The 25,987-nt window shown below is 73.0% G+C and carries 20 protein-coding genes and 2 pseudogenes; 10 read left to right on the top strand and 12 right to left on the bottom strand.

What is annotated here, in order from left to right:
- The first annotated feature begins 340 nt into the window (after positions 1 to 340).
- Entirely contained in the window at positions 341 to 706 is a 366-nt protein-coding gene (locus tag SMA5143A_RS10185) for a DUF1844 domain-containing protein (RefSeq protein WP_107462556.1), read from the top strand.
- Here the strand turns inward: SMA5143A_RS10185 and SMA5143A_RS10190 are convergent.
- Complete coding sequence (locus SMA5143A_RS10190) at positions 697 to 1,440, bottom strand: SseB family protein (RefSeq protein ID WP_107462557.1); 744 nt, start codon at positions 1,438 to 1,440, stop codon at positions 697 to 699. The two genes, SMA5143A_RS10185 and SMA5143A_RS10190, sit on opposite strands and share 10 nt — an antisense overlap.
- A 149-nt stretch (positions 1,441 to 1,589) precedes the next feature.
- Between SMA5143A_RS10190 and SMA5143A_RS10195 the strand changes: the two genes are divergently transcribed.
- A complete protein-coding gene (locus tag SMA5143A_RS10195) occupies positions 1,590 to 2,591 on the top strand; it encodes a serine hydrolase (RefSeq protein ID WP_181361800.1) in 1,002 nt (333 codons plus the stop codon).
- A 63-nt stretch (positions 2,592 to 2,654) separates the two neighbouring features.
- On the opposite strand, the gene mycP is transcribed toward SMA5143A_RS10195, so the two are convergent.
- Together mycP and SMA5143A_RS43765 are read right to left on the bottom strand one after the other, a co-directional pair.
- A complete protein-coding gene (gene mycP, locus SMA5143A_RS10200) occupies positions 2,655 to 4,052 on the bottom strand; it encodes a type VII secretion-associated serine protease mycosin (protein WP_258193458.1) in 1,398 nt (465 codons plus the stop codon).
- Positions 4,049 to 5,524, bottom strand: a complete 1,476-nt coding sequence (locus SMA5143A_RS43765) for a hypothetical protein (RefSeq protein WP_258193459.1) — start codon at positions 5,522 to 5,524, stop codon at positions 4,049 to 4,051. Before SMA5143A_RS43765 ends, mycP begins: the two co-directional genes overlap by 4 nt.
- Positions 5,525 to 6,576: 1,052 nt before the next feature.
- On the opposite strand from SMA5143A_RS43765, the gene SMA5143A_RS10210 reads away from it, so the two are divergent.
- A complete protein-coding gene (locus tag SMA5143A_RS10210) occupies positions 6,577 to 7,779 on the top strand; it encodes an amino acid deaminase/aldolase (RefSeq protein ID WP_055522000.1) in 1,203 nt (400 codons plus the stop codon).
- Positions 7,780 to 7,808: 29 nt separating this feature from the next.
- On the opposite strand, the gene SMA5143A_RS10215 is transcribed toward SMA5143A_RS10210, so the two are convergent.
- The 4 genes from SMA5143A_RS10215 to SMA5143A_RS10230 form a co-directional block, all read right to left on the bottom strand.
- On the bottom strand, positions 7,809 to 8,723 hold the full coding sequence (locus SMA5143A_RS10215) for a DUF2510 domain-containing protein (RefSeq protein ID WP_107462559.1): 915 nt from the start codon (positions 8,721 to 8,723) through the stop codon (positions 7,809 to 7,811).
- A gap of 72 nt (positions 8,724 to 8,795) precedes the next feature.
- On the bottom strand, positions 8,796 to 9,584 hold the full coding sequence (locus tag SMA5143A_RS10220) for a 3-oxoacyl-ACP reductase (RefSeq protein WP_055521998.1): 789 nt from the start codon (positions 9,582 to 9,584) through the stop codon (positions 8,796 to 8,798).
- Positions 9,581 to 10,975: an aldehyde dehydrogenase family protein gene (locus SMA5143A_RS10225; protein WP_107462560.1), complete on the bottom strand. Its 1,395-nt coding sequence runs from the start codon at positions 10,973 to 10,975 to the stop codon at positions 9,581 to 9,583. Before SMA5143A_RS10225 ends, SMA5143A_RS10220 begins: the two co-directional genes overlap by 4 nt.
- A 26-nt stretch (positions 10,976 to 11,001) precedes the next feature.
- Positions 11,002 to 12,360 (bottom strand): glutamine synthetase family protein, encoded by a 1,359-nt coding sequence (locus SMA5143A_RS10230; protein ID WP_107462561.1) that lies wholly within the window; start codon positions 12,358 to 12,360, stop codon positions 11,002 to 11,004.
- Positions 12,361 to 12,445: 85 nt separating this feature from the next.
- Here SMA5143A_RS10230 and SMA5143A_RS10235 point away from each other — a divergent pair, with 85 nt between their 5' ends.
- The 3 genes from SMA5143A_RS10235 to SMA5143A_RS10245 all read left to right on the top strand — a co-directional run bounded on the left by SMA5143A_RS10235 (position 12,446) and on the right by SMA5143A_RS10245 (position 15,492).
- On the top strand, positions 12,446 to 13,192 hold the full coding sequence (locus SMA5143A_RS10235) for a FadR/GntR family transcriptional regulator (RefSeq protein ID WP_107462562.1): 747 nt from the start codon (positions 12,446 to 12,448) through the stop codon (positions 13,190 to 13,192).
- Between the two features lie 129 nt (positions 13,193 to 13,321).
- On the top strand, positions 13,322 to 14,761 hold the full coding sequence (gene eat / locus SMA5143A_RS10240; RefSeq protein WP_107462563.1) for an ethanolamine permease: 1,440 nt from the start codon (positions 13,322 to 13,324) through the stop codon (positions 14,759 to 14,761).
- A gap of 47 nt (positions 14,762 to 14,808) precedes the next feature.
- Entirely contained in the window at positions 14,809 to 15,492 is a 684-nt protein-coding gene (locus SMA5143A_RS10245) for a gamma-glutamyl-gamma-aminobutyrate hydrolase family protein (protein ID WP_107462564.1), read from the top strand.
- A gap of 241 nt (positions 15,493 to 15,733) precedes the next feature.
- On the opposite strand, the gene SMA5143A_RS10250 is transcribed toward SMA5143A_RS10245, so the two are convergent.
- Positions 15,734 to 16,666 (bottom strand): LysR family transcriptional regulator, encoded by a 933-nt coding sequence (locus tag SMA5143A_RS10250; protein WP_107462565.1) that lies wholly within the window; start codon positions 16,664 to 16,666, stop codon positions 15,734 to 15,736.
- Between the two features lie 70 nt (positions 16,667 to 16,736).
- Here SMA5143A_RS10250 and SMA5143A_RS10255 point away from each other — a divergent pair, with 70 nt between their 5' ends.
- On the top strand, positions 16,737 to 18,029 hold the full coding sequence (locus SMA5143A_RS10255) for a TDT family transporter (RefSeq protein WP_107462566.1): 1,293 nt from the start codon (positions 16,737 to 16,739) through the stop codon (positions 18,027 to 18,029).
- On the opposite strand, the gene SMA5143A_RS10260 is transcribed toward SMA5143A_RS10255, so the two are convergent.
- The 3 genes and pseudogenes from SMA5143A_RS10260 to SMA5143A_RS10270 form a co-directional block, all read right to left on the bottom strand.
- Positions 17,956 to 18,678, bottom strand: a complete 723-nt coding sequence (locus SMA5143A_RS10260) for a helical backbone metal receptor (RefSeq protein WP_107462567.1) — start codon at positions 18,676 to 18,678, stop codon at positions 17,956 to 17,958. The genes SMA5143A_RS10255 and SMA5143A_RS10260 overlap by 74 nt on opposite strands.
- A gap of 4 nt (positions 18,679 to 18,682) precedes the next feature.
- Positions 18,683 to 19,261 carry a helix-turn-helix domain-containing protein gene (locus SMA5143A_RS10265; RefSeq protein ID WP_055515628.1) on the bottom strand — a complete coding sequence of 193 codons (579 nt, stop codon included), beginning with the start codon at positions 19,259 to 19,261 and terminating at the stop codon, positions 18,683 to 18,685.
- Positions 19,262 to 19,797: 536 nt separating this feature from the next.
- A pseudogene (locus SMA5143A_RS10270) lies at positions 19,798 to 20,142 on the bottom strand (glycine betaine ABC transporter substrate-binding protein); the annotation flags it as partial.
- Positions 20,143 to 20,208: 66 nt separating this feature from the next.
- Here SMA5143A_RS10270 and SMA5143A_RS10275 point away from each other — a divergent pair.
- A pseudogene (locus tag SMA5143A_RS10275) lies at positions 20,209 to 21,140 on the top strand (5'-3' exonuclease).
- A gap of 267 nt (positions 21,141 to 21,407) precedes the next feature.
- Positions 21,408 to 22,253 (top strand): siderophore-interacting protein, encoded by an 846-nt coding sequence (locus SMA5143A_RS10280; protein WP_107462570.1) that lies wholly within the window; start codon positions 21,408 to 21,410, stop codon positions 22,251 to 22,253.
- Between the two features lie 394 nt (positions 22,254 to 22,647).
- Here the strand turns inward: SMA5143A_RS10280 and SMA5143A_RS10285 are convergent, their stop codons facing one another.
- Positions 22,648 to 23,451 carry an N-formylglutamate amidohydrolase gene (locus tag SMA5143A_RS10285; protein WP_107462571.1) on the bottom strand — a complete coding sequence of 268 codons (804 nt, stop codon included), beginning with the start codon at positions 23,449 to 23,451 and terminating at the stop codon, positions 22,648 to 22,650.
- 315 nt (positions 23,452 to 23,766) lie between these two features.
- Here SMA5143A_RS10285 and SMA5143A_RS10290 point away from each other — a divergent pair, with 315 nt between their 5' ends.
- A complete protein-coding gene (locus SMA5143A_RS10290; RefSeq protein WP_107462572.1) occupies positions 23,767 to 25,305 on the top strand; it encodes an amino acid permease in 1,539 nt (512 codons plus the stop codon).
- Positions 25,306 to 25,987 lie beyond the last annotated feature (682 nt).

Genomic DNA, 25,987 nt, shown 5'->3' on the forward strand with positions numbered 1-25,987 from the left:
TCTGGTTGACATAGGGACCAACCATCAGGAGCCATGAAAAATGCCCCGGACGGGACGCAGGCGAGGCTCCAATGACTGCCGGAGCACCGCCGCGATGGCCGCGGGGCGCGATTCGGACGACTCCACCGTCCGTACGGAACGGTGGGGGCCGTCTGACCGGTGACCTGCCGTCCCGGAGGATGGTCAGGTGGGAGTTCGGAGCCTCCACTTGCGGGCCGGGCACACAGGTGTCCAGCCGGTCGTAGACCTAACCATAGCGGGTTCAAACCTGGGGTGCCAATCGGGGCGCAGCGGACTCCCGCAGGTGGGAGCGTACGCGCCGGGGCCTATCGTGTGGGGCATGAGTGAGACCCCTCCTGAGTCCCCCGAGTCCCCCGACTTCGACTCGATGACCCGCGACATCGCCGAGGTCCCCGCGGTCGAGGTGATCGTGACGGTCGCCGTCAATCTGATGAGCGCCGCCGCGGTGAAGCTGGGCCTGACCGAGGAGGGCGACAAGTACAAGGACCTGGACGAGGCCCGGAAGCTGGTGCACGCCCTCGCCGGTCTGCTCGACGCGTCCACGACGGAGATCAGCTCGTTCCACGCGGCGCCGCTGCGCGACGGTCTGAAGTCGCTCCAGCTGGCGTTCCGCGAGGCGTCGGTCGTCCCGGACGACCCGGGCCAGGGGCCGGGCGAGAAGTACACCGGGCCGGTCTACGGCTGAACCTGACCCTTCACGTACAGGGGCTCGCCCGGAGGCGTGGTCCCGGCCGGCAGGAGTGCCAGGTCGAGGCCGCGCACCAGGCGGGCCCTGAGTGTTTCGTCGGCGGCGAGCCGTGAGGCGACCGCGCGGGCGGCCTCGGCGGGGGCGGCGGCGGGGTCGAGGACCAGGGCGAGGGTGCCGTCCGACCGTCCGGGCCCGAGGTGGGCGCGGAGCACGGAGGGCTCGGCGGCCACCGCCGCGCGCACCGCGGCGATGACGGCGGGGTCGGCGAGCGGGTCGGCCGTCGTGCGTCCCTCGGCGAGCGCGAGCAGCGCGGACCCGGTCAGTTCGAACGGCACGGGCCCCGCGAGGTCCAGGACGAGGGTGTCGGCGTTCTCGTGCGCGGCGGCCTGGAGGGCCTGATGCGTCGGTACGGCGACGGGGCGGGCGTCGGGGTCCCAGCGGGCGAGGGAGTCGGTGGAGGTGAAGGCGGGCAGGGCGGTGCGGTGGCCGGCCTTCAGCGTGGGTACGGCCATGTCGCTGGTCTTCTCGCGGCGCAGCCCGTTCTCGTCCTCCTCGACCTCGCCGAGCACGGCCACGACGGGCACGAGCAGCCGGGCGTCCTTGAGCGCTTCGAGGACGGGGCCGACGGCGGTGCGGTCCTCGGCCCAGGCGGTGAGCGCGGCGCTCAGCCGGGGGTCGGCGGAGCCGTCGTCGTCGGAGTAGCCGGGGTCGGGGATGTTCTTGTTCGCCACGGTTGTCGACCCTATCGGGGGAGGTCTCCGGGGCGTTCGCCGGGCAGGAAACGTGACCGTCACCCCACTCACAGCTTTCTCAGTCTGTCCTGACCTGGCTCTAACATCCGCCTAACCCACCGCACAGCACGGCCCGCCACCATCGCGGCATGCCTCCTCGCAGAGCCCGTCGCCTGGCCCGCCCGGCCGTGCGCCGCCCCCTTCTCCGTGCCCTCCTGGCCGCCGCCCTCCTGGTGTGCGGGACCGCCGCCGGGACCCTGTACGTGACGGCCCGGGCCCAGGACGGCCGGGGCGCGGCCGTATCGTCGGCGGCGTCATCGTCGGTATCGCCCTCGGCCTCCGCTTCCACCGCGCCGGGTGCGGACGCGGTCGCGGAGGAGGGCTCGGTGGAGAGTGTGGCGGCGCCGGAGGCGGACTACGACGCACGGCTCTCGAAAGCGCTGGTGGAGGTACCGGTCGAGGACGGGGCGGCCTTCTCGGTGGCCGTACTGGACACGGAGTCCGGGGACGGCGCGGTGTACGGGGACGGGCGGTTCGAGACCGCGAGCATCGTGAAGGTGGACATCCTGGCCGCGCTGCTGCTCCAGGCGCAGGACGCGGGCCGGAGGCTCACGGCGCGGGAGAAGGCGTACGCCGCCACGATGATCCGCGACAGCGACAACACGGCCGCGACGGCGCTGTGGAAGGCCATCGGTGAGGCGAAGGGCCTGGACGCGGCGAACGAGCGGTTCGGGCTGACGGAGACGGAGGGCGGCGACGGCCTGTACTGGGGCCTGACCCGCACCACGGCCGCCGACCAACTGCTCCTGCTCCGCCAGGTGTTCGGGGGCGACGAGTCGGAGTTGAGCGGGGCCTCGCGGACGTACGTGCGGCGGTTGATGGGGCAGATCGCGGCGGGCCAGGACTGGGGGGTGTCGGCGGCGGCAGCGGACGGCTCCACGGATTCCTCCGGCGTGGGGTTCGCGTTGAAGAACGGGTGGTTGCCGCGTACGGCCACCGGGCTGTGGGTGATCAACAGCGTCGGCTCGGTCACCGTGGACGGGCGGGACCGCCTGGTCGCGGTGGTGTCGCACGGCAACACGACGAAGGCGAAAGGGATCGCGCTGGTCGAGGCGGTGGCCAGGGCCGGGGTGTCGGTGTTCTCGCCGTAACGGCCGGTTCGGGCACCGGACGACGTCCGCGAGGGGCGCGCGGCGGGCTGCGCCCCCGTCCTGTCAGATCAGGAACTCGTCCGGTCGTCGGCGGTCGCCGCGCCAGATGACGACGGCCGTGATGAGCAGGGCGACGCCGAGGCCGCCGGCGGCGGGGGCCGCCCAGCCGGAGGCGGTGTCCTCCTCCTTCACCTGGTCGGGGCCGGGACCGAAGTACTTGCGGCCGTACGCCGCGGAGGTGAGGTCGTCGGGCCTGAGCCTGCCGCCCTCCCTGATGGCGGCGGCCGGGTCGACGAAGCCGAACCCGCGGGAGTCGTCGCGGCCGCCGACGGGGGCGTCGCGGGCGGTGTCCTCCAGAAGCCGTTTCACCTGGGCCGGTGTCAGTCCGGGGTGGGCCGCCTTGACGAGGGCGGCGGCGCCGGAGACGAAGGCCGCGGCGGCACTCGTGCCCCAGCCCTCGTAGTACTTGCGGTCGGGGTCCGCGATGACGACGTCGACGCCGGGCGCGCTGACGGTGGCGTACCAGCGGCGGGTGGAGAACGGGGCGCGGTTGCCGTCCTCGTCGACGGCGGTCACCGCGATGACCCCCGGGTAGGCCGCCGGGTACGAGACGTGGTCGCCCTTCTTGCCGCCGTTGCCGGCGGAGGCGACGACGACCGAGCCCTTCTTCAGGGCGTACTGGACGGCCGCGTCCTCGGACGGCTCGGGGTGGGCGGACTCGGAGTCGTCGCCGAGGGAGAGGTTGATGACGTCGGCGCCCTGGTCGGCGGCCCAGCGGATGCCCTCGGCGAGGGCGTTGCCGCGGGTGTTGCGGGCCTTGGAGCGGGCGGAGTCGCCGTCCTCCAGGATCACGCGGACGGGCAGGATCCGCGCCTCGGGGGCGATGCCGAGGACACCGTCGCCGTTGTTCACGCCGTGGCCGTGTCCGGCGATGATGCCGGCCATGGCGGTGCCGTGCCGGGCCCAGGAGCGGTCGCCCCGCGAGGCGCCGAAGCCGACCAGGTCCCTGGTCGGGAGGACGTTCCCGGCGAGGTCGGGGTGCTCGTCGTCGACGCCGGTGTCGAGCACCGCGACGGTGATCCCCTCCCCCTTGGTCGTCCGCCATGCCTCCTCGGTGTGCATCGCGTCGAGCGCCCACTGCTGGTCCCGGATGCCGTCGGCGTGGGCCGCGGTGGCGGGGAGGAGGGCCAGGGAGAAAGCGAGGGGGAGAGCGAGGAGGGCGGTGCGCCGGGGGTGGCGGGCACGGCGGGTCCGCGCCGGTGTGCGGGCGGCGGGCGCGGGGTCCCCGGCGGTGGCGATGGTCGCGGTCGGTGCCGGCTTCCCCGGCTCGGGGTACGACGTCACGCGGGTCGGGGCCTTCTGTGGGTACGCGGCGGTCGAGGAGGGGCGGGCCTGCCGGACGCCCTCGCTCGCGTCGGCGCGGCCGGCCTCGCCGGTGTTCCCGTTCTGCTCGGCGGTCATGAAGGCTGCTCCGAGGCGGACGCGGCGGTCTTGCGCAGGCCTCGTTCGACGCGGTCGGCGAGGCCCTGGGCCTCGTGACCGAGACCGGCCTGGGCGGGGGCGGTGGTCGCGTCGGACCGCATCGCGTCGTCGGCGGGCTGCGGTTCGGTGATGGTGCGGCCGTCGGCGAAACCGGACACCGCGTACACGACGACCGGGACGTCCGTGAGTACGGAGATGGTCCAGGAGGCCCGCTGGCCGTCGCCGAAGCCGGCGGCGACGGTGCCCTTGGCCGCGTACGGGCGGGGCATCAGGTCGGTGCGCCGGTCGAGGCCGTCGCGCGCGAAGTGGGTTTTGAGGGTGGCCATGCCGGTGGCGTCGGCCTTGGTGAACATCAGGCCGACGGTGGTGACGTTGCTGCGGGTCGCGTCGGTGTAGGTGGCGCGCAGCAGGCGCAGGCAGCCGACGGGGGCGAGGGCCTGGCGCAACAGGGGGTCGAAGGCGTCGGCGCAGCCGCTGTCGGGGGCGACGGCGACGCGGGTCCAGGTGCGGTCGGTGCCGCCGGGGCCGGCGCCCTCTCCCTGCACGGTGGGCGGGAACAGTTCGTCCACGGGTACGCCGTGCCAGAGGGCGCCGGCCGCGGCGAAGCCGACGCGGGTGCCGTCGGGGCCCGGGTCGCCGGTCAGCCAACTGCCTGCCGCCGCGCCGCCGATGAGTCCGACGCCGAGCACCACGCAGGCGGCCATGGCCGCGGCGCGGGCGCCGGTCGGGCGGGGCCTGCGCCGTACGTCGCCGTCCGACTCGGCCGAGGTCCATGGCGAGGTGTCGGGCTCGGCGAAGGTCACGTAGGGCCGCCCGGGGCTGCCGCCGAGCGCGTCGTCGATGGCGTCGGCGGACCGCCGGGAGGCCCCGGAGGGCGGCTGCCAAGCCCCCGGATGACCGGGATCCCCGGGCCGCAACCGCCGCCCGGCCTCGGCACCGCCGTCCCGGTCGGAGCGTGCTTCGGGCGTACCCGGCTCCGAAGTGGCGGCACGTGCGACGTGACGCGGCGTCGGCGTGGTGAGCCTCGTGGGGCGGGGTGTGGAGGTGGGCGGGGTGTCGGGGAAGCGGGCCGAGGCGGCGGGGGGTGGTGGGGTCGCGCCGCTCGCCGCGGCGGTCCTGCGGAAGTCGGAGAAGCGCGGGTGCTCGGCACGGTTCCGCGCAGCCGGGCCGCCGTCCGTCTCGGAGCCCTGCCAGGGTTCCCCGCCGGGGAACAGGCCGGTCCCCGGCGAGGGTCGCCGGCCGGGGACCGGGCCGGACCCCTGCGTGTGTGCCGGCGTCGAGCCGGCCGGCTCGCCGGAACCGCGGTGCTCGCGTGTCGTCCTGGCGGCGTCGGAGCCGCGCGGAGGCCGTTGCCCGTCCGCCGGGTCCCGTCGCCGGTCGTCCCCGGGGGCGCCCTGGGTCGTGAAGGGTGCCGAGGAGGGGCGGGGCGGGGCGGTGGGCCGTGCGGGCACCCCTGTGGTGGGCGGTCGCTGCGGCCGCCGGGGCGCGGCCGGTGTCTCCCCGGTCGACGGCGCCCGGCCAGGCCGCGGCGGCAGGGTCGACGCGGAACCGTTCGAGGGCCGCGCCTCGCCCCCGCGTGGACCGGCAGGCACCGATCCGTCAGGGCGCCCCGACGACGCCCCGCCGAAAGCGCCCTCGGCGAAGGCACCCCTCGCAGAGGCACCCCCGGCGAAGGCGCCCCCCGCAGGGGCACCCCGGTCGGATGCGTTCCCGTCGGATGCGTTCCCGTCGGACGCGTCCCTGTCGGACGCGTCCCAGGTCGAAGCGCGGGCACCGCCTGAACCGGAGGTGGTGTTCCCGGCGGGCGGACGGCCGACGGGACCGGCCCCGAAGAACGGGCGCGGTCCGAACGAACTCTCGCCCGTCATGGGCGTCCTGGACGGCCGTCCGCCGTTGGTTCGCGCGTCGGAGGCGCTGTCGCTCGTGGGGCGTGCGCCGGAGCCGCTGCCGAGGAAGGGGCGTGCCCCCGGCGCACCACTGGGACGGGTGCCGGAGGCTCCGTCGCCGGGCGGGCGTCCGCCTCGCGGGGTGTCGGCGGTGGGGGTGGACTCGCGGCGCGGCGGCGGGGTGTCGGTGGAGGGCACGGTGGTCTGGGGTGGGGTGTTCGGCGGCGCGGGGATGTGCGGCGGTGTGGAGGGGCGCCTCGGTGGGCGTGGGGGGATGGAGGCGCGACGCGCTTCCGTGCTCATGCACCCCCCGTTTCCTCGTGCCCGGGCCGACCCGGAACCCTCCGGGTCCCGGTCACCCGTGGAGAGCGACCGGCACGCATGCGACGGTTCGCTCCCCTGGGCATGCGCCACACCACGGGCCGACGGCACCCGTGGTCACACCACACGCAAGCCATACCCGTGGCAGCGGATCGGCATCCCCGTCGAGGTCGTCCCCTGCGTTCGCGTCACTCTACGGGTTGCCCGGGGTCGAGCGGGAACCAGTCGGCGGCACCGGGGCTTTAGCCCGGAACGTCCCCCTACCCTGCGGTAATCATGTCTGGCAGGCTTCGTTCATGACTGCGCGCGCCGCCGACCGGGCCCGCTACGACCGGGCCACCGCTCATCTCGACGCACCTCTGGCGATCGTCGACCTCGACGCCTTCGACGCGAACGCCGACGACCTCGCCCGAAGGGCCGGCGGCAAGCCGATCCGCGTCGCGAGCAAGTCCGTTCGCTGCCGGGCGCTGCTGGAGAGGGTCCTGGCCCGTGAGGGCTTCCAGGGCATCATGTCGTTCACTCTCGCCGAGTCCCTGTGGCTGGCCCGTTCCGGGTTCGACGACATCCTCCTCGCCTATCCGTCCGCCGACCAGGACGCCTTCGCGGAACTGGCGGGCGATCCCAAGCTCGCCGCCGCCGTCACCGTGATGGTCGACGACCCCGCCCATCTCCAGCTGATCGAGAACTCGCGGCGCGGCGGCACCGAAGTGGTGCGCGTCTGCCTGGAGTTGGACACCTCGCTGAAGCTTCTCGGGGGCCGGGTGCGGATCGGGGCGCGGCGTTCGCCGCTGCACTCCCCCGAGCAGGTCGCCGAAGTGGCGCGGGCCGTCGCCGAGCGGCCGGGATTCAAGCTGGTCGGGATCATGGCGTACGAGGGCCATATCGCCGGTGTGGGCGACTCGGTGGCCGGGCGCCCCCTCCGTTCGCGGGCGGTGCGGCTGATGCAGGCCACCGCGAAGAAGGAGCTGGCCGCCCGCCGGGCCGAGGTCGTCCGTGCCGTACGGCGGGTGGCGCCGGACCTGGAGTTCGTCAACGGCGGTGGCACGGGCAGCGTGCAGCACACGGCGGCGGAGGGCGCGGTCACCGAGATCGGCGCCGGGTCCGGGCTCTACGTGCCCCGCCTCTTCGACAACTACACGTCGTTCAGCGGGCGTCCGGCCGCGCTGTTCGCGATGCCCGTGGTCCGGCGCCCGGGGGTCGGTGTGGTCACCGTGCTCGGCGGCGGGTACCCGGCCTCCGGTGCCGCGGGCCCGGACCGGCTGCCGGTGCCGTATCTGCCGGAGGGGCTGAAGTACGACCCGCAGGAGGGGCCGGGCGAGGTGCAGACCCCGCTGCTCGGCGCCCCCGCGGACGATCTGCTGCTCGGCGACAAGGTGTGGTTCCGGCACGCCAAGGCCGGTGAGCTGTGCGAGCGGTTCGACGTGCTGCACCTGGTGGAGGGCGACGAGGTGACGGCGACGGTCCCGACGTACCGGGGCGAGGGCCACACCTTCCTGTAGGACCCGGTGGTGCGCCCGGGCCCGCGAGGTCATCGCGGGCCCAGGCTGCTGCCCACTCCCCCGCCGGTCTTCTCGTCGCCGACCGCCCGGATACCCCGGACGATCCGGTCGATGTCGCCGACGGGCGGGCCGTCGTCGCCCGCGTCGACGGCGAACCGGACGAGGACCGGTGCCTCGGAGCCCACGCTGGACGGGAAGACGAGGGACTGGACGTACCCGCCGGGCCCGGCGTCGGTGGTGACCCGCCAGCGCACGAAGTAGCCGGCGCGCCCCGCGACGGCGACCGAGCCGGAGCCGACGACCTCGTGGCCGGTGACGCCGCCGTACGGGCGCCGGTCCAGGTCGTCGCGGTCGTACGCGTCGTTCGCGGCGTCCTCGATGTCGTTCTCGGCGAGGGCCTTCGGGGACGTCACGTCGCTCTGGGTGACGGTGCGCGAGTAGACCCAGCCGCTGCGGCACAGGCCGTCGTCGCCGGGGCAGTCGTAGGTGCCGTCGGTGACGAGGACGGCGTCCTCGTCGGCGTCCTCGCCGTCGGTCCAGCCGTCGAGGACCGGGAAGGTGATGCCGTTGAGGTCGTCCACGACGACGGACGCGTCACCGCCGGCCCCGGAGCCGGAGGGGGACGAGGACGGGGCGGTCGGGGACGGGCTGTCGGTGCCGCCGGACGACGGGGCGGTGGGGGCCGTTCGTGTCTCCTGGCCGCCGTCGCCGCCCAGGACGAGGACGCCGCCGGTGACCGCGCCGGCGACCAGCACGGCCCCGGTGGCGGCCAGCGCGATCACCTTGGTGCGCCCGGGGCGCTTGGGCGGCCGGGGCTGGGCCGGGAGCGGGACGGGCTGGTCCGGCTGGCGCCGGTGGTCGGTCCACGCGGACCCGTCCCACCAGCGTTCGGTGAGCGGGTAGGACGGGTCGCGGTACCAGCCGGGCGGCGGCGAACTGCTCATCCCGGCACTTTAATCACACCGGCACGGTGGGTGTTCCTGGTGCGGTGTTGCCGGTGCGGTGTAGCCGATGTCCTAGAGCGGGGTGACGTAGGCGCCCGAGATGCCGCCGTCGACCAGGAAGTCGGTGGCGTTCACGAAGGACGAGTCGTCGCTCGCGAGGAAGGCCACGGCGGCGGCCATCTCCTCGGCCTCCGCGAACCGCCCGACCGGGATGTGCACGAGGCGGCGCGCGGCCCGCTCCGGGTCCTTGGCGAACAGCTCCTGCAACAGCGGGGTGTTGACCGGGCCGGGGCACAGGGCGTTGACGCGGATGCCCTCCCGCGCGAACTGCACGCCCAGCTCGCGGGACATGGCGAGCACACCGCCCTTGGAGGCCGTGTACGAGATCTGGGAGGTCGCCGCGCCCATCCGGGCCACGAAGGAGGCGGTGTTGATGATGGAGCCCTTGCCCTGGCGCCGCATGTACGGGATGGCCGCCTTGCAACACAGGTAGACGGAGGTGAGGTTGACCTCCTGGACCCGCTTCCATGCCTCCAGGCCGGTCTCCAGGATGGAGTCGTCGTCGGGCGGGGAGATGCCCGCGTTGTTGAAGGCGATGTCGACGCTGCCGTACGTGTCGTACGCGGTCTTGAACAGCGCCTCCACCTGCTCGGCGTCGGTGACGTCGACCTTCACGAAGATCCCGCCGACCTCCTCGGCGGCCGCCTTGCCGCGCGCCTCGTCCACGTCGCCGCAGACGACGTGGGCGCCCTCGGAGGCGAGGCGGCGGGCGGTGGCGAGGCCGATGCCGCTGCCCGCGCCGGTGATGACGGCGGTACGGCCGACGAGTCGGCGGCAGATGGTGTCCTGGGGCTGGGTCACAGTGCGGGGCCCTCCGTGCTGATGAAGACGTTCTTGGTTTCGGTGAAGGCGGTCAGGGCGTCCGGGCCGAGTTCACGGCCGATTCCGGACTGCTTGAAGCCGCCGAAGGGCGTCCAGTAGCGGACGCTGGAGTGGGAGTTGACGGACAGGTTGCCCGCGCGAACGGCCTGGGAGACGCGCAGGGCGCGACCGACGTCCCGGGTCCAGATGGAGCCGGACAGGCCGTACGGGGTGTCGTTGGCGAGGCGGATCGCGTCGGCCTCGTCGTCGAAGGGGAGGACGACGGCTACGGGGCCGAAGACCTCCTCGGCGGCCACGCGCGCGTGCGGCTCGACACCGGTGAGGACGGTCGGCGGGAACCAGAAGCCGGGGCCCTCGGGGGCCTTGCCGCGGATGCCGGGCGCGTCCGGGTCGACGTAGGCGCGGACGCGGTCGAGCTGGACGGCGGAGATCAGCGGGCCCATCTGGGTGGCCTCGTCGGCCGGGTCGCCGACGCGTACCGACTCGATGCCGGGGGCGAGGAGGTCGAGGAAGCGGTCGTGGACGGAGCGCTGCACGAGGATGCGGGTACGGGCGCAGCAGTCCTGGCCGGAGTTGTCGAGGAACGACATGGGGGCGGCGGCCGCCGCCGCTTCGAGGTCGGAGTCGGCGAAGACGATGTTGGGGCTCTTGCCGCCGAGTTCGAGGGTGACGCGCTTGAGGAGCGCCGAGCCCTTGGCCAGTACCTGCTTGCCGACGGCGGTCGACCCGGTGAAGACGATCTTCGCGACGCCGGGGTGTTCGACGAGGGCGTTGCCCGTGACGGCGCCGTGTCCGGGCAGTACCTGGAACAGGTCCTCGGGGAGTCCCGCCTCCCGGGCCAGCTCCGCGAGGCGGAGGGCGGTGAGCGGGGTGGTCTCGGCCGGTTTGAGGAGCACCGCGTTGCCCGCGGCGAGCGCCGGGGCGACGCCCCAGGCCGCGATGGGCATCGGGAAGTTCCAGGGGGCGATCACGCCGACCACGCCGAGGGGTTCCAGGATGGTGACGTCGAGGCCGCCGGGGACGGGGATCTGCCGGCCGGTGAGCCGTTCGACGCCGCCGGCCGCGTAGTCCAGCAGGTCCCGGACGTTGCCGGCCTCCCAGCGGGCGTTGCCGATGGTGTGGCCTGCCTCGCGGACCTCCAGGAGGGCCAGTTCCTCCAGGTGCTCGTCCACGGTGACGGCGAACCGGCGCAGCAGCCGGGCCCGGTCGGCGGGGGCCAGCGCGGCCCAGGCCCGCTGGGCCTTCGTCGCCAGGGAGACGGCCGCGTCGACGTCCGCCGGGGTGGCCGCGGGGACGGTGGCGACGACCTCCTCGGTGGCGGGGTTCAGTACCTGGAGCTGCTGCTCGTACTGCGGGGACTGTCCGGACAAGGATGGGCCTTTCCGCGGGGCGTGGTTCACAGGCGTTCGAAGGAGCGGCGCAGCTCCCAGTCGGTGACGGCGGCGTCGAAGGCGGCGAGTTCGACCCGCGCCATGTTGAGGTAGTGGGCGACGACCTCGTCGCCGAAGGCGGCCTTGGCGATGGGGCTGTTGCCCCACAGCTCGGCGGCCTCCCGCAGGGTGGTCGGCACATGGGCGTACTCGCCGGTGTACGCGTTGCCCTCGCACACGTCCGGCAGTTCCAGCTTCTGCTCGATGCCGTACAGCCCTGCCGCGACGAGCCCCGCGACGGCGAGGTGCGGGTTGACGTCGCCGCCGGGGAGCCGGTTCTCGAACCGCATGGAGCGGCCGTGGCCGACGACCCTGAGGGCGCAGGTGCGGTTGTCGTACCCCCAGGCCACGGCGGTCGGGGCGAAGGAGCCCGGCTGGAACCTCTTGTAGGAGTTGATGTTGGGCGCGTAGAGCAGCGAGAAGTCACGCAGGGCGGCGAGCTGGCCGGCGAGGAAGTGCCGCATGACCTGCGACATCCCCTGGCCGTCGGCCATCACGTTGGCGCCGTCGGCGTCCGCGAGGGACAGGTGGATGTGGCAGGAGTTGCCCTCGCGTTCGTTGTACTTGGCCATGAAGGTGAGGGAGACGCCCTCCTGGGAGGCGATCTCCTTGGCGCCGGTCTTGTAGACGGCGTGCTGGTCGCAGGTGACCAGGGCGTCGTCGTACTTGAAGGCGATCTCGTGCTGGCCGGGGTTGCACTCGCCCTTGGCGGACTCGACGGTCAGCCCTGCGGCCGCCATCTCGTTGCGGATCCTCCTGAGGAGGGGCTCGATACGTCCGGTGCCGAGGACGGAGTAGTCGATGTTGTACTGGTTGGCCGGGGTGAGGCCCTTGTACCCGGCGTCCCACGCCTGCTCGTAGGTGTCCTTGAAGACGATGAACTCGAGCTCCGTGCCGACCTTGGCGGTGTAGCCCAGTTCGGCGAGGCGCTCCAGCTGGCGGCGGAGGATCTGGCGGGGGGCGGCGACGACCGGTGAGCCGTCGTTCCACGCGAGGTCGGCGATCAGCATGGCCGTGCCCTCGTTCCAGGGCACCCGGCGCAGGGTGGACAGGTCCGGGTGCATGGCGAAGTCGCCGTAGCCCCGGTCCCAGGAGGACATCGCGTAGCCGTCGACGGTGTTCATCTCGGTGTCGACGGCGAGGAGGTAGTTGCAGCCCTCGGTGCCGTGGGCGAGTACCTCGTCGAGGAAGAAGCGTGCGGCGAACCGCTTGCCCTGAAGTCGCCCTTGCATGTCGGGGAAGGCCAGGACGACAGTATCGATCTCGCCGCCGGCGACGAGGGTGTGCAGTTCCTCGACGGAGAGCGGGGGTGTGCGGTCTGCCACGGGAAAGCCTCCTAGGGGCTTCTTCGGCCATCCGGGAGCCATAAGGTATTACCCGGAACCTTTTATGGGAAGGGGGTACCGCCACATGTCGCGGACAGGGGCGGGTCCAGAGAGTCCGTGGGCCGACGACCGGCTGGCGTCCGTACTGCGTCCGGTGCGGGCGGGCAACGGCTTCGAGGAGGCCCTGGAGCAGATCCTCCAGGTGGTCCGGCTCGGTCTGGTGCCGGGCGGCGAGCGCCTGCCGGCCGAACGCGACCTGGCGGAACGGCTCGGGATCAGCCGGGTGACGCTGCGCGAGGTCCTGAAGGTGCTTCAGGATCAGGGCCTGGTCGAGGCGCGGCGCGGTCGCTACGGAGGAACGTTCGTGCTGCCGCGCGCCGAGACCCCGGGCGAGGACGAACTGCGTCGGCGGCTGAAGGACATCGACGTCGAGGACACGCTGCGTTTCCGCGAGGTGCTGGAGGTGGGCGCGGCCGGCCTGTGCGCGGCGCACAGCCTGACCGACGAGCAGGCCGAGCGGCTGCGTGCGGCCCTGGCCCGTACCCGTGACGCACCCCTCACGGAGTACCGCCGGCTGGACACCCTGTTCCACCTCACCCTCGCCGAGCTGTCCGGTTCCCCGTCGCTCGCCGCCCAGTACGCCGGCGTGCGCGCGGGGGTGAACGACCTGCTCGACTGCATCCCCCTGCTGGTGCGCAATCTGGAGCACTCGCAGCAGCAGCACTCGATCCTGGTGGAGGCGGTGCTCGACGAGGACGCCGAGGCGGCGCGGGAGATCATGCGGGAGCACTGCGCGGGCACGGCGGCCCTGCTGCGCGGCTTCCTCGGGTGAGACCGACAGGCCCGGCGGGCACACCCGGGTGGGGACATGGATTTACGACCGCTTAACGCAGGGGTATTGCTTTTCAGTCACCCACCCCACAAAGGTATGGATCCATTCCTTTGAGTGGGGAGAGTGCCCATGTCCCTGAGAGCCACGGACACCGCCGACGCGGCGGACGACTACCTGGAGCGCCGAACGCTCCGCCGGGGCAGCGCCGGCTGGGTCCTGCTGACCGGCCTCGGCGTCGCCTATGTCGTCTCCGGCGACTACTCCGGCTGGAACCTCGGCCTGGCGAAGGGCGGCTTCGGCGGTCTGGCGATCGCCACGGTGCTCATGGGCACCATGTACGCCTGCATGGTCTTCGCCCTCGCGGAACTCTCCGCGATCCTGCCCACGGCGGGCGGCGGCTACGGCTTCGCCCGCCGGGCGCTCGGTCCGTGGGGCGGCTTCCTGACCGGCACGGCGATCCTGATCGAGTACGTGCTCGCCCCGGCCGCCATCGTGATCTTCATCGGCGAGTACGTGAAGTCTCTGGGCCTGTTCGGCATCACGTCGAGCTGGCCGGTCTACCTGTTCTGCTTCGCGTTCTTCATCGGCATCCATCTCTGGGGTGTCGGTGAGGCGCTGATCGCCAGCTTCGTCGTCACCGGCATCGCGGTCCTCGCCCTGATCGTGTTCGCCCTGGGCGCGCTGCCCGACTTCAGTGTGTCCGCGCTCGACGACATCCCGGTCGACACGGGCGCCTTCGGCGCGAGTTCCTGGCTGCCCATGGGGCTGCTGGGCATCTGGGCGGCGTTCCCGTTCGGCATGTGGTTCTTCCTGGGCGTCGAGGGCGTCCCGCTGGCCGCCGAGGAGACCAGGGACCCGGCCCGTACGCTGCCGAAGGCCATCCGCTGGTCGATGGGCGTCCTGGTGGTGCTGGCCGTGATCACGTTCTTCGCCGCGGCCGGGGCGCGTGGCTCGGCCGCCATCCAGGACGCCGGCAACCCGCTGGTCGAGGCGCTCCAGCCGGACGGCAAGGCCACGGCGCTCAGCCGTTTCGTGAACTACGCCGGCCTGGCGGGCCTCGTCGCCTCGTTCTTCTCCCTGATCTACGCGGGGTCGCGCCAGCTCTTCGCGCTGTCCCGGGCCGGCTACCTCCCCCGGGTCCTGTCCCTCACCAGCGGCCGCAAAGCCCCGTACCTGGGGCTGCTGGTGCCGGGCACGATCGGCTTCGCGCTGGCCGCCGGCACCGGGGACGGCGGCCGGATGCTGAACATCGCCGTCTTCGGCGCCACCATCAGCTACGCCCTGATGTCCCTGTCGCACATCGTGCTGCGCCGCCGGGAGCCGGGGCTCGAACGGCCCTACCGCACGCCGGGCGGCATCCTGACCTCCTCGGTCGCCCTGGTCCTCGCGTGCTCGGCACTGGTGGCGACGTTCCTGGTGGACGTGACGGCGGCGCTCATAGCGCTCGGCGTGTACGCGGCGGCGGCCGCGTACTTCGGGCTCTACAGCCGCAAGCACCTGGTGGCGAAGGCGCCGGAGGAGGAATTCGCGGCACTGGCCGCCGCCGAGGCAGAGTTGGCACGGGACTGACTCGTTCCGTTCCGCAGTTCCACGCATTTCATCAGTCAGGAGCACGTGTGACCAGGCCGCTGATCGGTGTGAGTACGTATCTGGAGTCCGGCGCGCGCTGGGGCGTCTGGGAGCTGGAGGCCGCGTTGCTTCCGGTCGGCTACCCCCGGCTCGTGCAGGCGGCGGGCGGCGTCGCCGCGATGCTGCCGCCGGACGACCCGTCGTACGCCGCCGCGGCGGTCGCCCGTGTCGACGGCCTGGTCATCGCGGGCGGCCCCGACGTGGACCCCGTTCACTACGGCGCGGAGCGCTCCCCGCGCTGTGGGCCTCCCGCACCCACGCGGGACGCCTGGGAGCTGGCCCTGATCCGGGCCGCGCTGGACTCCGGGACACCGCTGCTGGGCATCTGCCGGGGCATGCAGCTGCTGAACGTGGCACTCGGCGGCACGCTCGTCCAGCACATCGACGGGCATGTGGCCGAGGTGGGGGTCTTCGGCCGTCACTCCGTGAAGCCGGTGCCGGGGACCCGTTACGCGGAGATCGCGCCCGAGGCGGCCGATGTGCCGACGTACCACCACCAGGCCGTGGACCGCCTCGGAGAGGGCCTGGTGGCGTCGGCGTTCGCCACGGACGACGGCACGGTGGAGGCGATCGAACTGCCGGCCCCCGCGTGGGTCCTGGGCGTCCAGTGGCACCCGGAGATGGGCGAGGACCTGGGAGTGATGCGGGCGCTCGTACGAGCCGGGTCCTGACGGCGGCCGCCCGCAGAGGGCCTGGGGACGCGGAGGCCCTGAGGCCACAGAGGGCCTGGGGACGCAGAGGGCCTGGATGTCCCGGGGCGAAGCCCGGGGCATCCAGGGGCGCGGGGAACTGCGCGACAAGCCACGACGCACCCGGCGGATGAGGTCGACCGTCCCCCGCGGGCCCGTCGTGGCTGGTCGCGCGGTTCCCGGCGCCCCTGGATGCCGGGGCTGCGCCCACGGCATCTCACCGTCAGTCGGCGGCCGGCGTGCCGCCCCGGGTCAGCCCCAACAGGTCCCGTGCCGGTCCCGCCGGCCGGTGGCCCGTCGGCCAGACCGCCCGCAGCGCGCGCCGGAGGCGGACCCCGTCGACGGGGATACGGACGAGCCGGCGGGCGGACAGCTCCTCCCCCAGCGCCAGCTCGCTGAGAACGGCCGGCCCCGCCCCGCTGAGCGCGGACGACTTGACCGCCGTGGTGGACGACAGCTCGATCAGCGGCCGGGCGAGCCCGCCCAGCGCCGACTCCAGCACCTGCCGTGTCCCGGACCCCTTCTCCCGCAGGATCAGCGGCGTCGACGCCAGCTCCGCCGCGTCCAACGGCCGGCGCCGACGCGCCCAGGGATGCCCGGGCGCCGTCACCACGATCAGATGGTCGTGCGCTATCACGACCGCGTCGAGCCCGGCCGGCACCGTCGGCCCCTCCACGAACCCCAGGTCCGCCTCGTCCGCCAGCAGCCGCTCCGCGACGATCGTGGAGTTGCCCGCGAGCAGCGACACCGCGGTGTCCGGCCGCTCGGCCCGCAGGGCGATCAGCCACCCCGGCAGCAGATACTCGGCGATGGTCATGCTCGCGGCGACCCGGAGCCGCGAGTCCCGCCGGTCCCGCAGCGCCTGCGCCCCCACGTCGAACGCCTCGGCCGCCTCCACGATCCGCCGGGCCCAGTCGGTGACCAGCGCCCCCGCGTCGGTGAGCCGGGAGCCGCGCGGCGACCGGTCGACCAGGGCCACACCGAGCTGCCGCTCCATGGAGCGGACCCGGCTGCTCGCGGCGGGCTGGGTGATCCCCAGCTCCCGCGCCGCCCGCCCGAGCGAGCCCAGCCGGGCGACGGCCAGCAGCAGTTCGAGGGCCCCCAGATCCGGCACCCGATGGGCCAGCCCGCCCCGCGGCTCCTCCAGCTCACTCATAACGCCAGCTTATGTCCCCATACACACGGACTCCCTGGTGGCCCCGCCGGGACGACGAGACGCTCACTCCATGGTCACCCCAGTCCACCGCGTCCTTCCGCCCCCGCCGGCCACCCCGGCTCGCCCCACGGACGCCCCCGCTCCCTCCCCGGCCGACGACCCGGCAGGCCCGCCCCTGGCCACCATCGGCCCGGCGGAAGCACTTCCCACCGCCGCCACCGTCCCCATCTCCCCGGCGCGCCTCTCCCCCGCCCTCCGAGCCGCGCCGTTCCGCCACCTCGGCCCCCAGTGGTACGCCCCCGTCATGGGCACCGCGATCGTCGCCACCGCCGGTGCCGGGCTTCCCGGGGACCTGCCGGGCGTCCGGACGGTGTGCGCGGCGGTCTGGGCCCTCGCGCTGCTCGCCCTGGTCGCCGTACTGGGCGCCCGAGCCCTGCACTGGCGCCACCACCGCGACCAGGCCCGCGCCCATCTCCTCGACCCCGCTGTGGCCCCCTTCTACGGCTGCCTCTCCATGGCCCTGCTCGCCGTGGGCGGCGGCGCCCTGGTCGTCGGCCGGGACTGGATCGGCGTGCGGGTGGCCCTCGCGCTGGACGCCGTGCTCTTCGGGGCCGGCACGCTCGTCGGGGTCGGCGCGGCGGTCGTCGCGCCGTATCTTCTGATCGTCCGGCACCGGGTGGAGCCCGGCCGGGTCACGCCCGTCCTGCTGCTTCCCCTCGTGGCGCCGATGGTGTCCGCCGCGCTGGGACCGCTCCTCGTGCCGTACCTGCCGCCCGGTCAGGCCCGACAGACCCTCCTGTTCGGCTGTCTCGCGCTGTTCGGGCTGAGTCTGCTGGCCACGCTGCTGGTGCTGCCGTTGGTCGTGGCGCGACTGCTGACGGCCGGTCCGCTGCCGCTCGCCGTCACTCCGAGCCTGTTCCTGGTGCTGGGGCCGCTCGGCCAGTCGACCACCGCGGCCGGCAACCTCGCGGACGCGGCGCCCACCGCCCTGCCCACGCCGACGCCGGACGGGCCCGCTCTCGCCGTCCTGTACGCGGTGCCGGTCATGGGTTTCGCGCTGCTGTGGCTGGCCCTGGCGGGGGCGCTTGCCGTGCGGGCGCGGCGGCGGGGCATGGGGTTCTCGATGGCGTGGTGGGCGTTCACGTTCCCGGTGGGCACGTGTGTGACCGGCGCGGAGGGCCTGGCCCGGCACACGGGGCTCGTCGCCTTCGAGGTCCTCGCCGTCGCGCTGTACGCGCTGCTGCTGGCGGCCTGGACGACGGCCGCCGTCCGTACCGTGCGGGGGCTGGTCAGCGCGGAGCTGCTCGCAGGGCCTCGCCGAGCACCCGCGGCGCCTCCGCCAGCGACGGCCCGTACCAGGTGAGGTGGCGACCGCTCAGCAAGGCGCAGGGCAGGCCGGGGAACGCCTCGGGGCCGTCGTCGGCGGTGAAGCGGTACGGCTCGTCGGGGAGGACCACGATCTCGGGGGCGGCGGCGCGCAGTTCCTCGACGGGCACCTTGGGGTAGCGCTCGGTGTGCCCGCCGTACAGGTTGTCCACGCCGAGGCGGGCGAGGACGTCACCGGCGAAGGTGTCCCGGCCGAGCACCATCCAGGGCCGTCGCCAGATGGGCACCACGGCTCTCGTCCGGCGGCCCGGGTCCGGCAGCCGGGCCCACGCCGCCTCGGCCTCGTCGAGCCAGCCGGGCCGGGACGGGACGCCGCAGGCGCGCAGGACGCGGTCCAGTTCGGTGAATGCCTCGGGGACGGCGCGCACCTCGGTGACGAGGACCTCGACGCCCGCCTCGCGCAGGGCGGTCAGGTCGACGGCGCGGTTCTCCTCCTCGTTGGCGACGACCAGGTCGGGGGCGAGCTTCACGATCGTGTCGACCGCGGGGTTCTTGGTGCCGCCGATCCGTACGACGTCGAGATCACCCGGGTGGTCGCACCAGTCGGTGGCGCCGACCAGCGCGTCGGGGAGCGTGGCCGCGACGGCCTCGGTCAGGGACGGGACGAGGGAGACGACGCGCCGCACGCCGTCACTTCCCCTTGCGGTGCCGGTCCTCCAGCGCCTCGATGTGGTCGGCGACGGCGACCACGACCACGCGGGTGTCGGGGACGGTGGCCCGCCAGCGGTGCCGTACGCCACCGGACATGTACAGCGTGTCGCCGCGGCCCAGCCGGTGGGCGCGGCCCTCGGCCTCGACCTCGACGGCGCCCTCGACGACGTACATCAGCTCGTCGTTGCGGTGCTGGACCTCGCGGCCCTCGTCGTGGTCGCCGGTGAACTCCATGGCGTGCAACTGGTGGTGACCACGTACCAGGGAGCGCGTGCGGGAGACGGGGGGCGTGAGGGAGTCGTCCTCGGCGCGCACGACATCGACGCTGCACGCCGGGTCGGCCGCGGCGAGCAGTTCGACGGCGGTGGTGCCGAGGGCGTCCGCGATGCGTTCCAGGGAGGGCTTGCTGGGGCGGGCCCGCTCGTTCTCGACCTGGCTGAGGAAGGGAACCGACAGACCGCTGCGCTCGGCCACGGCCGAGAGCGTGAGCTCCAGTGCCCGGCGCCGCCGCCGGACGGCCGCGCCCACCCGAAGGGGCTGCTCTTTGTGGTCGCCCATAGCTCCGGCTCCCTCCTTCGCTCGTCGCTCTTGGTCCGGGGTCTTCGTTCACGGGTCGGGCCGAGGGCGCCTACGGCTCCGAGTACGGATGGTCGACGGCCCGGCACTCATCCGGCGCGGTTCTCCTGATGAGTTCTCTGCACCCTACGCATGTTCGGCAAACCGTTTCACGCGCCCGTCACATCCCCGTAAACCCGGTGAGGGGCCATGCTCACAGTTCACGCCAGTGAGGGAGCCGCCGCGACCGCCCGGCCGGGAGCGCGGCGTGATCACGTCGACACGGCCCGTCACCGGTCCGGGCGGTCCGCAGGACCGTAGTTGACGCTGGGTCGCGCACGAGTGCCGGTACCGGTCGCTGAGTTCGAGCCCGGCCCGGCCGCGCGCCGCGGAGCGGTTGTCCGGATCTTTCCCGTACGCCAGTACGTGACCACCCCGCCCGTTCGGCACGGGCGGGGCGGTCACGTCCGGATGGCCTGCCGGCGGGCCCCGGCGATCCGGTTCGTCGGCCGGAGCCGGTGAACCCTTGCGTCACGGCACTAGTGGGCGCCGGCGACCGGGGCGAGCTTGTCGACGATGCCCGGGTTCTTCTTCAGCCAGGCCCTGACGCCGTCCTCCTGGTGGCCCTTGCCGGCGTCCTCGATGGCGCCCTCCAGCGCGGTGAGCTGTGCCTCGGTGAGCTTGAAGTCCTTGAGCCACCGGGCGACGCGCGGCTCCTCCGCGGCGAAGCACTTGCGGCCGAGGGTGTGGATGCCGTCGCCCGAGCCGAAGGCCTTCCTCGGGTCGGCCAGCTTGGTCAGTCGGTACTTGTCGTAGGCCCAGTGCGGCGACCACAGGGTGACCGCGATCGGCTCCTTCTCGTTCACGCCCTCCCACGTACGGGTCGCGGCGGTCGCGTCAGGGGCCCGCGATCGGGTTACGTCAGGGGCCCGCTGTCGGCGCCGTACGGCATGATGCGGGCGTGACTGGACGCCTGATGCTTCTCGACACCGCCTCCCTCTACTTCCGCGCCTACTTCGGTGTGCCGGAGTCCGTGAAGGCCCCGGACGGCACCCCGGTGAACGCGGTGCGCGGGCTGCTGGACTTCATCGACCGCCTGGTGAAGGACCACCGGCCCACGGACCTGGTGGCGTGCATGGACGCGGACTGGCGGCCGCAGTGGCGGGTCGACCTGATCCCCTCCTACAAGGCGCACCGCGTGGCCGAGGAGCGCGAGGCGGGGCCGGACGAGGAGGAGGTGCCGGACACGCTGTCGCCGCAGGTACCGGTGATCGAGGAGGTGCTGGACGCGCTCGGCATCGCGCGTGTCGGCGTCGCCGGGTACGAGGCGGACGACGTCATCGGCACGTTCACGGCGCTCGCCAAGGACCCGGTGGACATCGTGACCGGCGACCGCGACCTGTACCAGCTGGTCGACGACGCGCGCGGCATCCGCGTGCTGTACCCCCTCAAGGGGGTGGGCACCCTCCAGCTGACCGACGAGGCGCTGCTGCGCGAGAAGTATGGGGTGGTCGGGCAGGGGTACGCGGATCTGGCGCTGCTGCGCGGCGACCCGAGCGACGGTTTGCCGGGAGTGCCCGGCATCGGTGAGAAGACGGCCGCGAAGCTGCTCGCGCAGTTCGGTGACCTGGCCGGGATCATGGCCGCGGTCGACGATCCGGCGGCGGCGCTCACGCCGTCCCAGCGCAAGCGGCTGGACGGGGCGCGTCCGTACGTGGCGGTCGCGCCGAAGGTGGTGCGGGTGGCCGCGGACGTACCGCTCCCGGACGTCGACACCGTCCTGCCGAAGGCACCGCGGGACGCGGCCGCGCTGGAGGCCCTTGCCGCCCGCTGGGGGTTGGGAGGATCGTTGCAGCGACTGCTCACCACGTTGCAGGGGTGACGGCAGCCGGGCGGGGTCGGTGGCGGTGCGGGGTCGTGACGGTGCGGGGGCCGGGCCGGTGCGGGGGCCGGGCAGGTCCTGCGCTGCTACCGGCCGAGCCTGTGGTGCGGGTGGGGCCTGCGCCGGAGGGTGAGGTGACACATCGATGGTGAGGACGCTGAGGCGTGACTCACATCGCGAAGTTGTCGTCCCCTGGCCGAGCATGGGGTGAATTCCGGGGGGAGATGATAACTTAGGTAAGCCTTACTAGGTTTTCGGGAGGCCGACATGGCAGAGCGTCCGGTACGCAGGAGCCCCAAGCCCCACTCCGCGCGAGTCGTTCGCACCGAGCGGCTCACCCCGCACATGCAGCGCGTCGTCCTCGGTGGCGACGGTCTCGCCGAATTCGCCACGCGGGGCAGCACCGACCATTACGTGAAGCTCCTCTTCGGCCCGGACGGCGTGACGTACCCGGAGCCGTTCGATCTGGAGCGGATCCGCGCGGAGATGCCGCGGGACCAGTGGCCCGTGACCCGGACGTACACCGTGCGCGCCTGGGACGCCGAACTGCGCGAGCTGACCCTCGACTTCGTGCTCCACGGCGACGAGGGTCTCGCCGGCCCCTGGGCGACCCGCGTCCAGCCGGGCGAAACGGTACGGCTCCTGGGCCCGGGTGGCGCGTACGCGCCGAACCCCGAGGCCGACTGGCATCTGCTCGCCGGGGACGAGAGCGCCCTGCCCGCGATCGGCGCCTCGCTGGAGGCCCTTCCCGACGGTGCCCGCGCCTACGCGTTCATCGAGGTCGCCGGCCCCGAGGAGGAGCAGAAGATCGACTCCGACGTGGACGTGGTCTGGCTGCACCGCGGTGACCGGCCCGTCGGCTCCCTGCTCGTCGAGGCCGTACGCGCGCTGGAGTTCCCCGAGGGCCGACTGCACGCCTTCGTCCACGGCGAGGCGGGGTTCGTCAAGGAGCTGCGCCGACTGCTCCGTGTCGAACGCCAGATCCCCCGCGAGGACCTGTCCGTCTCCGGCTACTGGCGCCTCGGCCACAACGAGGACGGCTGGCAGGCCACGAAGAAGGAGTGGAACGCCCGCGTGGAGGCGGAACAGGACGGCGCGACGGCGTCCGCCTGAGGCGACTGGATCGGGGGCGACCGGATCGGGGGCAGCCGCAGCTTGCGTGGACGGCCGGACACGGCGGCCCCAGTCCGAAGTGACCGCCCGCTCCGCCTGCCAACTGCTCCGCCTGCCAACTCCGCCTGCCGACGCACCCCGCCTCCGGCGTGCCCGCGGGCTGGGCCGCAACCCTGCGCCGACGCTGACGCACCGCGCTTGCACGCGCCCGCGACCTTGGGCGGGCGCCGTACCGCAAGTTTGCACAACCGCCCTTCACCCTTCACCGTCGGCCGGACCCACCCCCGTGCGACAAACCGCCAGGGCCGCCCCGTGACGGCCACCCGAACGGACCCGGGAAGGCACCCGGGGAGGCACCCGGGAAGGCACCCGGGAAGACAACGGCGGGACGGGCTCAGATGGCATGCGTCGCCGTGTCGACGAACCGGGCCAGCGCGGCCGCGAGTTCCTCCAGGCCGGAGCCCGCCGGGCCGCCCGGTTCGGTCATGTAGACGTCGCGGCGGATCTCGATCATCAGGGCGGTGACCCGTGGGTCCTTCCCGTAGTACTTCAGCGGCACGTACGTGCCCCCGAACGGGCTGTTGACGCCCGTCCCGCCGAACCCCGCGAACGCCTCCTCCGCGAGGCCGAGAAGCTCGGGCGGCGTATGGAACGGGTCGCTGCCCAGGCAGACCGGCGGCCGGGGCCCGTCGCCGTGGAGCTCATAGGGGAGGCGCTCGCTCGGGTACGAGTGGACGTCGACGACCACCGCCCGCCCTACGGCTTCCAGACGCTGCGCCACGGCGTCGGTCATCGCGGCGGCGTACGGCACGAAGTAGGCGTCGACGAGGGGCCGTCCGTCGAACCCGTCCGGACGGAGGGCCTCCCGGTGCGTCGTTCTCGTGTAGACGGCGCCCATCCCCACGGCCAGCATCTCCTCCCGCTCGTCGGGAAACCGCTCGGGGTCGACGACCAGCCGCGAGAGCCGGTTGACGAACCTCCAGGGCGTGGTTCCCGCGCGGGCGGCGGCCCGCTCGGCGATCCGGTCCGTGTGCGCGTCGGTGATGTGGTCCAGCTCCCGCTCCAGCGCGCCGTCATCGAGGACGATCCCCTCCCGTACGGCCGCGGGTATCACCCGTGAACCGTGCGGCACATGCAGGAGCACCGGGGACTCCGGCACACCAGGAAAGAGCCGATGGGCGGGCGACACGTCGTTCATCCACGGCTCCTAGCGGCGGGGTGACCCAGAGAGGCCGTTCAGCATAGGCCGACGAGATTCCCGGCCGCGGCACTCAACACCCGGCCACCGCGGGCCAGACCTGCCACCGCACACCACACCCGCCTGCCGCGCTCACCCCAACCACCCCCGATCCGCCCTCCCGTGAGGGTTTGGGCGCGTCGCGGACACGGTCGTGTGACACGCACGACACGGGGCTCCCCTAGCTTCTGTCCCCTCATTTCTGTCACCCGACAGGAATTCGCGCCACTGCCGTGCGAACGCTCGTGCCGCTTGTTGCGAAAGCAGGTTGCCGCCATGACGAGCACCTCCCCCGCCAGCCTCCGCCCCGACCCGTCGCACTCCCCCGACGACACCTCACTGACCGCGTTCGGCTACCGCCAGGAACTGCACCGCAGTCTGGGCAGGTACGCCTCGTTCGCGGCCGGCTTCTCCTTCATCTCCGTCCTGACGACCGTCTTCCAGTTCTTCGCGTTCGGGTTCGCGTTCGGCGGCCCGGTCTTCTTCTGGACCTGGCCGGCCGTGCTGCTCGGCCAACTCCTGGTCGCCGCCTGCTTCGCGGAGCTGGCGGCGCGCTATCCGATCTCGGGCGCCATCTACCAGTGGTCCTCGCGGCTGTCGAACGCCACGTTCGGCTGGTTCGCCGGCTGGATCATGGTGATCGGGCAGATCGTGGTGGTCGCGGCGGCCGCGCTCGCCCTGCAGATGGTGATGCCCGCGATCTGGTCCGGTTTCCAAGTGGTGGGCGGTGACCCGGCGCCGACCAGCGCCACGGGAGCGGCGAACGCGGCCGTGCTCGGCGTGGTTCTGCTGGCGCTCACCACCCTGGTGAACGTCCTGGACAACCGGGTGCTGTCCGTGGTGAACCGGGTGGGGGTGACCGCGGAGATCATCGGGGCGATCCTGATCGTCGTCCTCCTCCTGACCCATGCCGAGCGCTCCCCCGGCATCACCTTCCACACGGCCGAGGGCGGCACGGACCTCCTCGGGGCGCTGCTGGTGGGCTCGTTCATGGCGGCGTACGTGATGATCGGCTTCGACAGCGCGGGCGAGATGAGCGAGGAGACCCACCATCCGCGCCGCACCGCGCCCCGGACGATCCTCACCGCTCTGGGGGCGGCGGGACTGCTCGGCGGCCTCATCGTCCTCGGCGGACTGCTTGCCGCGCCCAGCCTCACCGACGGCCGACTGGCCGTGGACGGGCTGAGCTACGTCCTGACGAGCAGCCTCGGCGACGGTGTGGGCCGGTTGCTGCTCGCCGACGTGGTGGTGGCGATCGCGGTGGCCACGCTGGCGATCCAGACGTCGGCCTGCCGCATGCTGTTCTCGATGGCCCGCGACGGCCAACTCCCCTTCTCGGCACGGCTCGCACGGGTCAACCCGCGCACGGGAATGCCGGGCGCGCCGGCCGTGGTCGTGGGCGCCCTCGCAGCGGCCCTGCTGCTCCTGAACTTCGTCTCGCCGGACGCGTTCCTCGCCATCGGCACGACCTGCATCGTGATGCTGTACCTGGCGTACGCGATGGTCACCGGCCCCCTGTTCGTTCGGCGCCTCAAGGGCACGTTCCCCGCCGGAGGCACGGACGAGACGGGCAGGCCCCTCTTCTCCCTCGGCCGCTGGGGCCTCCCCGTCAACGCCCTCGCCCTCGTCTACGGCCTGTTCATGACCATCAACCTGGCCTGGCCCCGAGCCGAGGTCTACGACCCCTCGGGCAGCGGCTGGTGGTTCCAGTGGTTCACCCTTCTGTTCTTGCTGGTCACGGTGGGGGTGGGGGTGCTGTACAGGCTGACGCGCGGCTCCCGCGTGTCCGCGGCGGGCCCGCCCCGACAGACCTGACCCTTTGACCGCGCGCGGGGATGGGCGGGCGTGACACCGTGCATCCGGCCGCCGGGGAATCCGCCCCGTGCGCCGGGCGATACGCCCTTTTGGGCAGGCGCGATCCATCGCATGGTGCCAAGTGGCGGGATCTGAGAACGAGTCGACGGCACGAGGCGATGCCGCACCGCGCCCCGCCGGAGGGGGGGGTGTCCCGATGCCCGCTTCGGCCAGCGGTCAACACGACTCCCGGAAGCGCCCGATGTGGTCATACGACGGTGCGTCGCCGACACACCCCCGCCCGAACATGTTCCAACTTCGAACTGTTGACGAAACCCATTCAGCCACTGGAAGGTGGATGCGATCCATGACCTGACCGCCTTCGGCGCGACAGTAACGGTGGCGACCACCCATTCAGCATGCGGATCGGCGGTCGTCCCCGACGACTGCGGCCGACGTCATCCGCTCCACCACGCCATGGACGGAACCCACTCGACCGGGCTCCGCCAGGAGGCTGGATTCGCTCCCGAATCCACCTCACCGAAAGCAGTAACACATCGAGCACAGCGTGTAGTTCACGTACTTTGGTCGACTCCGCCATCCGGAGGGCATCGTGAAAGGCTCTGCTCAGGATCAGTCACTCGGGGCCTCAGTGACCCCGAAGCCGTTTTGTGCGCCCAGTGGCGACTCGAGTTTAGCTCCG

The organism is Streptomyces sp. MA5143a (genome assembly GCF_900290235.1).
Classification (GTDB): domain Bacteria; phylum Actinomycetota; class Actinomycetes; order Streptomycetales; family Streptomycetaceae; genus Streptomyces.